Annotated in this window: 10 protein-coding genes; 4 read left to right on the top strand and 6 right to left on the bottom strand. The window is 70.3% G+C overall.

All coding sequences use genetic code 11. The features are described from left to right. Positions 1 to 72 precede the first annotated feature (72 nt). The 5 genes from ACIBU0_RS01040 to ACIBU0_RS01020 form a co-directional block, all read right to left on the bottom strand. Positions 73 to 636, bottom strand: coding sequence for a dihydrofolate reductase family protein (locus ACIBU0_RS01040; RefSeq protein ID WP_398809700.1), 564 nt, complete (start codon positions 634 to 636; stop codon positions 73 to 75). 594 nt (positions 637 to 1,230) lie between these two features. Next, positions 1,231 to 2,253, bottom strand: coding sequence for a LacI family DNA-binding transcriptional regulator (locus ACIBU0_RS01035; RefSeq protein ID WP_398809697.1), 1,023 nt, complete (start codon positions 2,251 to 2,253; stop codon positions 1,231 to 1,233). A 76-nt stretch (positions 2,254 to 2,329) separates the two neighbouring features. Next, entirely contained in the window at positions 2,330 to 3,166 is an 837-nt protein-coding gene (locus ACIBU0_RS01030; protein ID WP_398809695.1) for an ATP-binding cassette domain-containing protein, read from the bottom strand. After that, positions 3,163 to 4,176, bottom strand: coding sequence for an ABC transporter permease (locus tag ACIBU0_RS01025; protein ID WP_398809692.1), 1,014 nt, complete (start codon positions 4,174 to 4,176; stop codon positions 3,163 to 3,165). The genes ACIBU0_RS01030 and ACIBU0_RS01025 overlap by 4 nt, the downstream gene beginning before the upstream one ends. A 141-nt stretch (positions 4,177 to 4,317) precedes the next feature. Then, positions 4,318 to 5,334, bottom strand: coding sequence for a sugar ABC transporter substrate-binding protein (locus tag ACIBU0_RS01020; protein WP_398809689.1), 1,017 nt, complete (start codon positions 5,332 to 5,334; stop codon positions 4,318 to 4,320). 245 nt (positions 5,335 to 5,579) lie between these two features. Between ACIBU0_RS01020 and ACIBU0_RS01015 the strand changes: the two genes are divergently transcribed. Next, the gene (locus ACIBU0_RS01015) at positions 5,580 to 6,542 is read left to right on the top strand and encodes a carbohydrate kinase (RefSeq protein WP_398809687.1); all 963 of its coding nucleotides are present in this window, start codon (positions 5,580 to 5,582) and stop codon (positions 6,540 to 6,542) included. A gap of 74 nt (positions 6,543 to 6,616) precedes the next feature. Beyond that, the gene (locus tag ACIBU0_RS01010) at positions 6,617 to 6,919 is read left to right on the top strand and encodes a putative quinol monooxygenase (RefSeq protein ID WP_398809684.1); all 303 of its coding nucleotides are present in this window, start codon (positions 6,617 to 6,619) and stop codon (positions 6,917 to 6,919) included. A 111-nt stretch (positions 6,920 to 7,030) separates the two neighbouring features. On the opposite strand, the gene ACIBU0_RS01005 is transcribed toward ACIBU0_RS01010, so the two are convergent. Then, positions 7,031 to 9,592 (bottom strand): GH32 C-terminal domain-containing protein, encoded by a 2,562-nt coding sequence (locus ACIBU0_RS01005; RefSeq protein WP_398809681.1) that lies wholly within the window; start codon positions 9,590 to 9,592, stop codon positions 7,031 to 7,033. A gap of 357 nt (positions 9,593 to 9,949) precedes the next feature. Between ACIBU0_RS01005 and ACIBU0_RS01000 the strand changes: the two genes are divergently transcribed. Together ACIBU0_RS01000 and ACIBU0_RS00995 are read left to right on the top strand one after the other, a co-directional pair. Further along, complete coding sequence (locus tag ACIBU0_RS01000; protein WP_398809678.1) at positions 9,950 to 13,183, top strand: M36 family metallopeptidase; 3,234 nt, start codon at positions 9,950 to 9,952, stop codon at positions 13,181 to 13,183. Continuing rightward, positions 13,180 to 13,632, top strand: coding sequence for a hypothetical protein (locus tag ACIBU0_RS00995; RefSeq protein WP_398809675.1), 453 nt, complete (start codon positions 13,180 to 13,182; stop codon positions 13,630 to 13,632). The genes ACIBU0_RS01000 and ACIBU0_RS00995 overlap by 4 nt, the downstream gene beginning before the upstream one ends. Positions 13,633 to 13,683 lie beyond the last annotated feature (51 nt).

Genomic DNA, 13,683 nt, shown 5'->3' with positions numbered 1-13,683 from the left:
CGTCGCCGCCCGCCGTCGCCGTTCGCCAGAGGGTGGTTCACACCGCTTCGCGTAGCTCGGCGGACCAAACGGCTAACGCGCCACGCGGTAGCGGAGGTAGACGACTCTCGAGCTGAAGGTGCGGGTGTCGACGAGTTCGAGATCCACCCGGCGCTCGTCCTGGGGGAAGAACGGAATGCCGCCACCGAGCAGCACCGGGTAGACCCTGGCCCGGTACTCGTCGATCAGCCCCAACGCGGCCACCTCGGCGGCGAGAGTCGCGCCGCCGATGGCGATGTTGCCGTCGCCCGGCTCGGCTCGCCATCGCTCGATCTCCTCCGCCAGGCCGCCGGAGGCCAGGCGGGCATTGCCCTGTACCGCCGAGAGCGTGGTGGAGAACACCACCTTGGGGAGCGGCCTCCAGATCGCGGCGAACTCGTGCGTCGAGAAGTCGAGCGATGGAATCTGGTCGACGGTCTCCCAGTACAGCATCGCCTCGTACAGCCGTCGCCCCAACAGGTGGACGCCGACCTCTCGCACCTCGTCGGTGGCGAAGCGAAAGACCTCCTCGTCGGGCGCCGTCCAGTTGAAGCCGCCGTCCGGCCCGACGATGTATCCGTCGAGTGAAACGCCCATCGAATAGGTCACGCTGCGCATCAGTGGTCCTCCTCGGTGACGGGTTCGACAGTACGACCGCCGGACGCCGCAGGACTCCACGGCTCGCGAGATCCCCTGGGCCGAGTCACCTCACGAGATCATTTCGTTGATGCGGGGGCGCTGCCCGACAAATTGGCGGCACCCCGCGCTGCAACCTGGAACATGAGCAGTGCATCACCTCGCGGATCTTGCCCAGGGTGTCCGTCTCCAGGTGGGGTCGGCGGAACAGGGCGCGTCGCCGCGCGTGGTCGTAGTTCTCCGGCCAGGCACCAGGTCTCCGTCGCCGAACGGGCCGAGCAGGCCGTCCCGCAGGAACGCGGTGCGCAGCCACCTGGGCGGCGTACCGGCGCAGCACCTCGTCGAGGCGGACCTCGAACGCGACCGGCTCCCGCCGGTTCAGTCATGATCGGCGCTCTTGCCGGCCGGCACCTGCCGAACCGCGCCGACGGCCGAACGGGGCGTGCGCATGCGCGCTCGTCGTGCCGCTCGAACTTCGCGGCACGACCTGCTGATCACCGGGCGCCAGAGGCAGCGGTCAACCTTCTGCCTCCCCGCCGGGAGGCGTCGCGGGGGCCTGCCCCGGGGACGAGCCGCCTAACGCTTCGGCGCAGCCTGCTCCCCCGAGCCCCGGACGATCAGCCGGGTGGGCACGGTGATGGTGCGGGCGCGGGAACGGTCGCCGTCGAGGCGGGACAGGGCGGTGGCCGCGGCGCTGCGGCCGATTTCTTCGGGGTCCTGGGCCACCACGGTCAGGGCGGGTTCCAGTGCCTCGGCGAGAGCCACGTCGTCGAAGGCGACGACAGCGACTTCCTTGCGCTTGCTGCGGGCGAGTTCGGCGACGATGCCGAGCGCCATGATGTTGTTGCCGGCGAACAGGGCTGTGGGGGGATCGGCCAGTTCGAGGAGTTGGGAGGTGGCTGCCTCCGCCCCCGGCTGGTCGTGTGCGCTGGCGACCAGCGAGCGGTCGTAGGGGATGTCGGCCTCCTGCAGGGCCGCGCGGTATCCGGCGAGGCGCTCGCGACGGGTGTACAGCTTGACGGGCAGGTCGCCGACGAAGCCGATGCGGCGGTGGCCGTGGGCGATCAGGTGGGCGACGCCTTCCTGAGCGCCCGCACGGTTCGAGCTGACGATGCTGTCCGTGGACAGGCCGACTCCGGGCCGGTCGAGGAAGACGATCGGAAGCCCCGCCGTACGGTGGGACTTGAGGTCGGAGTGGTCGGCGCCGACGGACGGCACGACGATCAGGATGCTGACGCGGCGGGCGAGGAACTTGGCCGTCAGGGCGCGTTCGCGGTCGGGGTCGTCCGCGGACGAGCCCATGAGCAGTGTGAGTCCGCGGTCGCGGACCGTGTCCTCGATGCCGCGGGCCACGGCTCCGAAGAAGGGGTTGGCGAGGTCGGGGATGACCAGGCCGATGGTGGTGTCCGGGCCGCCGACGCGCATGTTGCGTGCCATGAGGTTCGGTTGGAAGCCCAGCTTGGCCACCGCGGCGAGCACCTGTTCCCGCGTCTGCGCCGAGACGGGTCCGTCCTCGTTGAGGACACGGGAGACCGTCTTGGCGCTGACACCTACCTCTCGGGCGACGTCGGCCAGGGTGGGGCGGCGGCTCGCTGCCATGGAGGAAACCGTCTCCTGAGTGCTCCCGGGTTCCGGTCGCGGCCTCGACCGGAACATACGAGAGCGGGTTGCGCTGTCAGGTGGCCTGTACTCCGGCGGCCTTCGCGGCCTCGGAATCCGCTACGACAGTACCTCCGGCCTCGTCGACGCCGAGCGCGCCGGTCATGATCGCGACGACCTCGGCCATGGAGTAGTCCGAGGGCTTGATCACGGCGGCGCGGCGGCCCAGGCGGTGGACGTGGATCCGGTCGGCGATCTCGAAGACGTGCGGCATGTTGTGGCTGATCAGGACGACCGGCATGCCCTTGTCGCGGACGCGGCGGATCAGGTCGAGGACCTGCCCGGACTCCTTGACGCCGAGGGCGGCGGTGGGTTCGTCCATGACGACGACGCTGCGGGCCCACGCGACGGCACGGGCGACGGCCACGGCCTGCCGCTGTCCGCCGGAGAGGGTCTCGACGGCCTGGGTCAGCGAGCGCAGACCGATCTTCAGGTCGGCCATGTGCTCGGCGGCCTCCTGGCGCATGCGCTTCTTGTCGAGCATGCGGAAGGCGCTGCCGAGGATGCCGGGGCGGCGCAGCTCGCGTCCGAGGAACATGTTCGACGCGATGTCCATGGAGGCGGCCACGGCGAGGTCCTGATAGACCGTCTCGATGCCGTGGGCGCGTGCGCTCTGCGGACCGGAGAAGGTGATGGGCTTCCCGTTGAGGCGGATTTCGCCCGCGTCGGGGACCAACGCGCCGGTGAGAGCCTTGATGAGGCTGGTCTTGCCGGCGCCGTTGTCGCCGATGACGGCGAGGACCTCGCCCGGCAGCAGGTCGAAGTCGGCGCCGTCGATGGCGGTGACGTGGCCGTAGCGCTTGACCAGACCGCGGGCCTGCAGGACAGGGGTGGGGGAGCTGGTGGCGGTCATCGGGCCTTCTTCCGGGAGATCTGGTCGACGGTCACCGCGAGGATCACCAGGACTCCGGTGATCAGGGTCTGGTAGATGGAGGCGACGCCCATCAGCTGCAGGCCGTTGCGGAAGACGCCGACGATGAGGACGCCGATGAACGTGCCCAGGACCGAGCCGCGTCCGCCGAAGAGGCTGGTGCCGCCGAGCACGACGGCGGTGATGCTGTCGAGGTTGTCGGTCTGCCCGGCCTGCGGGTCGCCGACTCCGGTGCGGGAGATGAGCAGCAGGGCGGCGATGCCGTAGAGGAGGCCGGCCACGGTGTAGACGCCGATGGTCAGCCGTGAGGTGCGGATGCCGTTCAGGCGCGCCGCCTCCGGGCTGTTGCCCAGGGCGTAGACGTGCCGGCCCCAGCTGGTGCTGCTCAGGGCGTAGGCGAGGAGGAGGAACAGGGCGATCGTGACCAGCGAGCCGTAGGTGATGTCGGTCCTGCCGAGCGGGAAGGTCTGCCCGAGGGCGGTGAGCGGCCCGGGCAGGTTCGTGACCGTCTGCTCCTCGGAGTAGATGTGGGTCAGCGCGAACGCCACGTTGAGCATGCCGAGGGTGACGATGAACGGCGGCAGCGGGATCTTCTGCACCAGCGCCCCGTTGAGCAGGCCGAAGCCGCCGCAGACGGCCAGGCCCAGCGCGATCGCGGCGAGCGGGGGAAGGGTCCCCTCGGCCGCCATCTTGGCGATCATGATGCTGCCGAACGCCATCACGGCCCCGCAGGACAGGTCGATGCCCGCGGTGAGGATGATCAGGGTCTGGCCGATGGCCAGGGTGCCGACGACCATGACCTGCTGCACGATCAGCGAGAAGTTCCCGCCGGTGAGGAACTGGTCGGTCGAGAAGGAGAAGAAGACACAGGCCAGGAGCAGCGCGGCCAGCGGGCCCGTGGTCGGCTGGGTGAGCAGCCTGCGGACCGTGGTCGGCGCTTTGAGCTCGGCGTACGGCGTGGAGGTGGAGGGTGGCGTGGACGTGGCAGTCATGCGAGGTCCTTGTCGGAAGACAGAAGTCCTTGTGCGTCCTGGTCGGACGCCAGGAGGACGAGGGGCGGCCGTCCCCGGCCGGGGAGGAGGGGGCGGCCGCCCGTTGAAGGGCTACGGACGGCGGCAGCTGGGGTCGGCGGCTCAGCCCCAGCAGTTCTCCAGGCCGTAGGCGGTGTCTTTGGACGTGACACCGTCCTGCGCCTTGTCGGTGATCAGGGTGACGCCGGTGTCGGTGTAACCCGAGGCCTTCTTGCCGTCCTTGGCGTACGTCGCCACGGCCTTGACGCCCTCGGCGGCCATCTTCAGCGGGTACTGCTGCGAGGTCGCGGCGATCTTGCCGTCCTTGACCGCCTGGGTGCCGGTGCAGCCGCCGTCGACGGAGACGATCAGCACGTCCTTCTCCCGGCCCTTGGCCTTCAGGGCGGTGTACGCGCCCAGGGCGGCCGGTTCGTTGATGGTGTAGACGACGTTGATGTCGGGCGCCTTCTGCAGGCAGTTCTCCATCGCGGTCTGGCCCTTGGCCTGGTCGCCGCCGGTGTCCTGGGCGCACGCGACGTCCTTGTCGGTGGCGCCGAAGCCCTTCAGGAAGCCGTCGTGCCGCTGGACGCCGACGGACACGCCCGGTGCGAGGTCGAGGGTGGCTATCTTGGCCGTCTTGCCCTTCATGGCGGCCTTGGCGTACTCGCCGATCAGCTCGCCGGCCTTGAGGTTGTCGGTGGCGAACAGGGCGTCGACCGCGCTCTCCGGGTCGGTCGGGGTGTCCAGGGCGATGACCAGAACGCCCTTGGCCTTGGCCTTCTCGATCGCCGGCACGATCGCCTTGGAGTCGCTCGGCGTGATCAGGATGCCCTTCACCCCGGCCGCGACCATGTTCTCGATGGCGGTGACCTGACCGGCGTTGTCGCCGTCGAACTTGCCCGCCGCGGTGGACAGTTCGACGCCGTTCTCCTTGGCGGCCTTCTCCGCGCCCTCCTTCATCTTCACGAAGAACGGGTTGGTGTCGGTCTTGGTGATCAGACCGACCTTGACGCTGCCCGATCCGGCGCTCGCGGTGCCCGATCCGGACCCGGAGCCGCAGGCGGTCAGGGCGAGGGCCGCGACACCCGTGCACGCGGCGGCTCTGAGCAAGGAGGAAGGCAGACGAGAGATGCGTGACATGAACAACTCCTGCGGGATTGCGGGCGAGCGGCCGGCATCGGGTCATGCCGTCCAAGGTGTCATCGTTGACTTATGTCATCGTTGACACTGCATGGCGAGGATGATGGACTCCGCCTCCAGGCAACGTCAATGCCTTGCACCCGTCACAAATCGGCAACGCTCGTGGCCGCCGCCCGCCCGAAGCCGTTCGGCGACTGCCCGCACCCTGCCCGTTCCGCCAGCGCGTCCCGAGAGAAGAGCAGCCCATGACCCCGCCCCAGATCACCGTGTTGGGAGAGTGCGTCGCCGACGCGTTCACCGAACCCGCCGGCGCCCGCAGCGAGCTCGCCCTGCGGGTGCTGCCGGGCGGCGGACCTGCGAATACGGCCGTGTCCCTGGCCAGGCTCGGCACGCCGGCCCGCTTCCTCGCGCGGCTGTCCGGCGACGTGTTCGGCCGCCTGTTCCGGGCCCACCTGGAGGCGTCGGGCGTGGACCTGTCGTACGCCGTGGCGGCGGCCGAACCCAGCACGCTGGCCGTGGCCGAGCTGGACGACCAGGGGCAGGCCGCGTTCTCCTTCCACGCCCAGAACACGGCCGACTGGCAGTGGACCCCCAGGGAGCTGGCGGGGGTCGACCTGTCCGAAACGGCCTGTGTGCACACCGGGTCGCTGGCCCTGGTCCGTGAGCCCGGCGCGGCGGTGGTCGAGGAGTTCCTGGCAACGGCCTCGCGCCGGGCCACCATCAGCATCGATCCCAACGTCCGGCCGCTGCTGGTGCACCCCGACGTGTACCGCGCCAGGCTGGCCCACTGGTGCGGCCTCGCCGACATCCTGCGGCTGAGCGAGGACGACCTGGAGCTGCTCCTGCCGGGCACCCCGCCGGAGCAGGCATGCGACACGTGGCACGCCGCAGGGGCACGGCTCGTCGTGATCACGCTCGGCGCCGACGGCGCGCTGGCCTCGCTCGACGGCGAACGGCTGCGGGTGCCCGCGGTGGCGACACGGGTGGTCGACACGGTGGGGGCGGGCGACTCCTTCACCGCCGGGCTGCTGCACCACCTCGCCGTCCGCGGCCTCCTCGGCGGCAGACTGACCGGCCTCGGTCTCGACGATGTCGCGGAAGCCTGCCGGTTCGCCACCCGGGTCGCCGCCCTGACGTGCTCGGTCGCCGGTCCCAACCCGCCGTGGCGCGACCAGCCGGCACTGGTCGCGACCGCCGGCAACTCCTGACGGACGTACGTCGTCCGCCCCCCGACGCCACCCACCGGCAACCCGACTCCACCCACTGACAAGGAGACGACACCATGACGAAAACCCTGCTCGCCGAGTTCACCGCCCGCGAGGGAACGGAGGACGAGGTCGCCCGCCTGATCCGGGACTACGCCGTGAAGGTGCGCGAGGAGGAAGGCAACCTGGCCTTCGACGTCTACACGAAGGCGGCCCACCCGCGCGCCTTCTGGATCTTCGAGGTCTACCGGGACGAGGACGCCTTCAAAACACACCTGGACGCCCCGTACGGCGCCCCGTTCAACGCCGCCCTGACCCCGCTGATCGAGGAGGACGCCTCCGTACTGACGTTCCTGGATCCGCTGGCCACGCACCCGTAGCGAGCGGATGGGGGCGTACGAGGCAGCGTCCTCGTGCGTTCCTCGGCGCCTGCCCGGCCGGGATCCGCGCGCCGCAGGCCGCTCCCGGCCGGCGCGCGGATCCGCGGCGTGTCACTTCCAGATGGACCTCAGCTGCCACGCCCGCATGCGCTCCAGGGTGGTCGTGCCGCCCTCGGCGAAGACCTCGACGCCGGTGCCGGCCGGGTCGGGGAAGATCTGGTCGGTGATCACGGCCTCGCCGCTGCCGCCGAAGACCTCGACGGACGACCGGTCGACCAGGATCCGCAGCTTGACCCTGCCGTTCTCGGGCATCAGGGGTGCCGTCTGGACGCCGGTGGCGAAGGAGTTGTGGAAGTCGACGGCACCGGAGCGGGTGCGGTCGACGAACAGCTCCTGAGTCGTGGCGTCGTAGCCGATGACCGTCTCCTCGCCGCCTGCGCCGGTGCGTACTCTCAGGCCGAAGCGCGCGGCGTCCTTGAGGGAGAAGGTCGCCTCGATGTCGAGCACCTGGCCCTTGGCCGCGGCGCCGGTCAGGGGCTTGGACGTGTCGGTGACGGTGACGTCGGATGCCGTGGCCGGAACCTTCTCCCGGAGTGACTCCAGGCCGGCGACCGGCTTGCTGGTCAGCTGGATCCGGCCGTTGATCGTGCGCAGGGCCATTTCGCGGGGAACGCTCTGCGCCCCGCGCCAGGGGGAGGTGGGGATGGAGCCGCCGTAGTCCCAGTTGTTCATCCAGCCGATCATGTACCGCTTGCCGCCCGGCGCGTTCTCCCAGGACACCGCCGCGTAGTAGTCCTTGCCGTAGTCGGCCCAGTCGGCGCGCTGTACGACGGACTTGGCGGGCTTGTCGGCGGCGGTGAACCGGTCGGCCAGGACGTGGCCCCAGCCGCCGGTGTTCATGTCGACGATCTGGATCCGCGCCTTCTTGCCGAGGTAGGGGCGCATGTCGAAGGAGGCCCAGTCCAGGGTCTCGCTGTCGGCGCCGGTCGCGCTGCGGACGACCTGGCCGTCGACGAGCAGGTTGACGGACGTCTCCGTGGAGACGCGCTGGGCGCGGGTGTCGGACTGCATGATGTGGTCGACGTTGAGGTGGCCCCAGCCGCCGGTGTTGTCGTCGACGATCCTGATCCGCGCCTTCTTGCCGGCGAGGTCGCCGACGTCCCAGGAGGCCCAGTTGAGGGCTTCGGCGTCCTGCCCGGTGGCGCTGCGGACGACCTGGCCGTCCACGAGGAGTTCGACGGCGGTGGGGTCGGCGGACCCGGCCGGGTGGTTGCCGCCGCCGATGAGGAAGTTGATGTGCTTCTTGTCGATGGTGAACTCCGGCGACGTGAGGGTTCCGGTGGTGGAGTCGCCGTTCAGGAAGGTGTTGACCAGCCCGTCTCCCAGGAAGCCGGAGACCTGTTGCTGGCCGGGGAGGGTGCCGCCGGCCGGTGCGGTGCCGAAGGCGTCGCCGGTCGCCGTCCAGCCGCCGTAGGAGCCGCCCTCGAAGTCGGCGAGGACCGTTCCCTCGGGCGGGGTCTGCTCCATCACGGTTCCGGCCTCGTGGGGATGCCGTCCGCCACCGGTCTTGAAGTTCAAGTAGGCCCTGTCGACGGTGAATTCGGGCGAGGTGAGGGTGCCGGTGGTGCCGTCGCCGCTGTGGAAGCTGTTGGCGAGGCCCTTGCCTTCGAAGCCGGAGACCGCGCCCTGCCCGTCCACAGCCCCGGTCGCAGGTCCCTGCCCGAACGCGGTGCCGGTGGTCGTCCACGAACCGAAGTCGGTGCCCTCGAAGTCCTGCATCACCGTGCCGTCGGGCGGCGTGTACGTGCCCTTGTCCTCGGCGGTGAACTTCTTGCCGTCGAAGTCGCCGACGAAGTACTGGGCGGCGGAACCGCCCGCGATACCACCGGGGTTGATGTTGACCACCAGAACCCACTTGATGGTGTTCCTGTCGCCGTCGACCGCGAGGGGGAACAGGTCGGGGCACTCCCACACGCCGCCCGTCGCCCCGGCCGGTCCGAACTCGCTGAGCAGATCCCAGTCCTTGAGGTTCTTCGACGAGTAGAACCGCACCTTGTGCTCGGCGGACAGCGACACGGTCATCAGCCAGCTCTTCGTCGGCTCGTACCACTGGACCTTGGGGTCGCGGAAGTCGGTGGAGCCGATGTCGATGACGGGATTGCCCTGGTACTTGGTCCAGGTGCGGCCTCTGTCCGTGCTGTAGGCGAGCGACTGGGCCTGCTTGCCGCCCTCCTTGTAGGCGCTGGTGTAGACGGCCACCATGGGCGGGTTCGTCTCCGTGCCGAACCCGGTGGTGTTGTTCCAGTCGACGACAGCGCTGCCGGAGAAGACCATCTCCTCGTCGTCGTGCGAGAGCGCGAGGGGCAGTTCCTTCCAGTGCACGAGGTCCGTGCTCACCGCGTGCCCCCAGGACATGTCGCCCCAGGAGTTGCCGCTCGGGTTGTACTGGTAGAAGAGGTGGTACTCGCCCTTGTAGTACACGAGGCCGTTGGGGTCGTTCATCCAGTTCTTCTCCGGAGTGAAGTGGAACTGGGGCCGGTAGGTCTCGGTGTACGCCGGGGTGTCGGCGGCGACGGCCCGGGGGGCGAGCGGCGCCGCGGACAGAGCGCAGACCACCGCCACCGCCGCCGTCAACCGCACGCGGGCATGGCGGGGTACGCGTACAGAGCTCATGGTGTCTCCTTGTCCCACGGTCGTCCGCGCAGCGGTGACTGCGGCTCCGGCACGGACGGGCCGAAAAGTGACGCCCGGGTCCGCGCCGACGTCCAGGGCACGGCCCGGTGTGTCATCGTTGACATATGTCAGCGATGACATCGAGTGCCCGATTATGAAGCCCGATCGGGCGGGTGCGTCAACGGTCCGGGCGTGATTGATCCCGAATGCCCCGACGTACCGTCAGATGCCGCCGCGGTCGCGGACTGCGCCGACTGGCCCCCGTGACGGGCCGGCACGCGCTCTTCCTTGGCTTGTCATGCGCACGTACCGTGTCCTCGGTCCGCAGTCAGGGAGTCAACGGACGGGGGAGAGGGAATGACACCCGCACGCTTATCGAAGCGCGCCCGCACACTGCTCGTCGGAGCGGTCCTGCTCGCGCTGCCGGCGGTCACGGTCGCACCGTCGGCCGCCATCGCCGGTGAACAACCCGGGAGGCAGGAGAGACCGGCCCAGGAACGGCGGGATCTGCCGTACCCGAACATCGACGTACGCGGTGACAAACGCGTCGCGCCCACGGCGGGGCAGCTCCGCGCCGCACAGGAACTCGACGACACGGCGATCCGCTGGAGCCGGTTCGGAACGCCGAGGCGGCTCACCCCGCAGGGACGCAACGCCCTCACCGGAGCCGACACCGCCGACCCGCGCACCATCGCGCTGGACCACATCCGCGACCACGCGGACCTCTACGGCCTGTCCGCCGCCGAGTTGGACGACCTCACCGTCGTCAAGTCGTACCGCACCGAGCACAACGGCGTACGGCATGTCTTCATCGGCCAGAGCGACCGGGGCGTCCCGGTCCACGGCGCCCGCCTCTCGGTCGCCGTGGACAAGGCCGGCCGCATCCTCACCGTCACCGGCAGCCTCGTCCCGCAGGCCCGTGCCACCGGGAAGGTCATCCTCGACAAGGCCGAGGCGCTGAACCGGGCCGCGGCCTCCGTCGGCACCGGCACCCCGCCCGGCACCGCCACCGCGACGCGGGTCACCTTCCCGCTCGCCGACGGCACCGCCCGCCCGGCCTGGCGGACCACTCTCACCGCCGACAACCACCACCTGTACGACACTGTCGTCGACGCCGGGAACAGCACCGTCCTCCAGCGCACCGACCTCACCAGCAACGAGGGTCCCGAAGGCCGGGTCTTCACCAACCAGAACCCCACCCTCGGCAGCGCGACGACCGTCCCCTTCAGCGGCCTCGGCCGTTCCTGGGTCGGCGGCCGGGTCACCACCGGCAACAACGCCGAGGTCTCCCAGGACCCCGACGGCAACGAAACGCTCGGCTACCAGCCGCAGACGCCGGCCGCCGGGGATCCCGCGTACCAGCACTTCGACTACACGTTCACGGACGCCTTCCGCACCAGCGGCGGCACCGACCTCACCACGGACCGGAACGCGGTCGTCACCCAGGCCTTCTACTACACCAACCGCATGCACGACCACCTCTACGGGCTCGGCTTCGACGAGGCGGCGGGCAACTTCCAGGAGGACAACCTCGGGGGCGGCGGCGCCGGCGGCGACCGCGTCGACGTCTACGTCGACTTCAACGCCAACGGGGACGACGCCTGCAACGCCAACTTCAGCACCCCGGCCGACGGCCAGAACGGCACCATGCGGCTCTTCGTCGGACGCACCTCCTGCGGCAACCACAACATGCACCGGGCCATGAACGGCGACACCATCGCCCATGAGTACAGCCACGGCCTGTCCAACCGGCTCGTCGGCGGCGGCGACATGGGCGACGGCGAGCAGACCGGCGCGCTCGGCGAGGGCTGGAGCGACGCGGTGGCCACCTCGATGTGGAACGACCCGGTGTACGGCGAGTACAACAACGGCTCGCCCACCGGTGTGCGCCGCGTCGCGTACAACGACAGCGACCTCACCTACGGCGACCTGTGCAACGACGGCGGCTGCGAGGTGCATTCCGACGGCGAGATCTGGGCCACCGCCATGTGGGACATGCGTACGGCGCTCATCGGCGCGTACGGCAACGCCACCGGAAAGCAGCGGCACGAGCAGCTGATGGTCGACGGCATGAAGCTGACGCCGTCCTCACCCGACTTCCTCGACGCCCGCGACGGCATCCTCGCCGCCGACCGGGCCGACAACGGCGGCGCCGACCAGTGCCTGCTGTGGGGCGTGTTCGCCCGCCGGGGCATGGGTGCGAGCGCCACCTCACCGAGCCAGGACCAGGCCGATCCGGCGACCGACTACCCCGCGAGCTGCCGGCCCACCGCCGACGCGGGCGGACCGTACGCCACCAAGGAGGGCACCGACGTACGGCTCGACGCGAGCGGCTCCACCGTCCCGGGGGGCGGCGGCAGCTACAGCTGGGACTTCGACGGCGACGGCGCCTACGACGACGCGACCGGCGTCAGCCCGCTCTTCGACCGGGTCGGCCAGGACGGCACGTACACCGTCGGACTGCGCGTCGGCAACGCCGCCGGGGCCGACACCGACACGGCGACCGTGACCGTCACCAACGTGGCGCCCACGGTGACCTTCAGCGTCCAGGGCCCGCGTGAGGAGGGCGGCAAACTCACGGTCACGGGCACGGTCACCGACCCGGGCTGGCTCGACCCGCTCACCGCCACCATCGACCCGGGCGACGGCAAGCCCGTCCCCCTGCCCGGACAGCTGGAGAACACCCGTCCCGACGCCACCCTCACCTTCAGCCGTGAGCTCGTCTTCGGCGACAACGGCACCTTCACCGTGAAGGTCTGCGGCAGCGACGACGACACCACCACCTGCCGCGAGGCCGAGATCACCGTGGCCAACGTGGACCCGGCCGCCGCCATCGACAAGACCGGTGCCGTGGCGCTCGCGGGTGGGAAGACACTCGTCGTCCACGCGGGTGAGGAGAAGCGGTACACCGCCCGGGTCACCGACCCCGGCAGCGACGACGAGACCATGAGCTGGGCGTGGGGCGACGGCACACCCGCCACCGCGACCACCTCGCTGGTCAACCCGCCGGACCCCGATCCCGCCCGCAGCCCCAGCGTCCAGCCGCGCGACCTGACGGACGCCCGGGCCCACACGTACACCAAGCCCTGCCTGTACGACCTGTCCTTCACGGCACGCGACGACGACGGCGGTACGGGGACCGACGCGATGCCCGTCATCGTCCAGGGCAACGCCCCGCTGTCGCTGCTCGCCGACGTCTGGTACGTCAAGTACCTGACCGGCGACCTCACCGGGCTCGGCAAGAAGACGCTGGACTGCTATCTGAAGATCGTCCAGCACGCGAGTGCGGTGTTCTCCGAAAAGGTCGACGTGTCGACCCAGGACAAGGCGGCGGACGTCCTCTTCCTCAACCTGTTCCTGGAACCGAAGCGTTCCCTCGACCGCCAACTGCTCGCCGCCTGGCTCAACTTCGCGGGCGGCGCCTTCGAGCCGAACGAACTCGTCGACACCGACAGTGACCTGAAGGCGGACACGCCGTTCCTGGAGGCCGTCCAGAACGCCGAGAAGGTACGCCTCGACCCCAACGCCACCAGGGAGCAGCTCTCCGCCCAGGCGGCCATTCTGACCTGCATCAACATCCCGCTCGTATGACACGGACGCTCCTGCAGCGCGCCGCCGCCGCCCTGCTCCTCGTGGTGGCGGCGGCCGCCTGCACCGACGGCCCTCCACCGCACCGTCCGACCCCGCCCGCCCACACCGCCACCCCCAGCCCCGACCCGGCTCCGACTCCCACCCGCACGGCGGTAACCGCCACCCCGGTGCCGTCCGCCCCGGCCGTCCTCACCCCGGACGACACCGGCCGCACCGTCCCTCTCCGCCTCGGCGACAGCACCCAGCTGCGTCTCTCCGGCCGTTGGCGAGAGGCCACTCCCACCGTCGACGGCACGGCGATCGTCCTCGTACCGGTCGACTACGAGACCGATCCCGGCTTCCGTGCCTGGGACGCCCGCGCCGCCGAACCGGGCGAGGCGGTGCTGCACACCACCGGCCACTCACCGGGCCTGCCGCCGCTGCGGATCACTTTTCAGGTCCGGCCCTGAGGCCCGTTCACCACGAGCCGGTCCGAACGGCACGGCCGATAGGCTCACTTG

Origin of the sequence: Streptomyces sp. NPDC049627 (assembly GCF_044465645.1) — a bacterium.
Lineage (GTDB): Bacteria > Actinomycetota > Actinomycetes > Streptomycetales > Streptomycetaceae > Streptomyces.
This window is presented reverse-complemented; position numbering and strand designations above follow the sequence as displayed.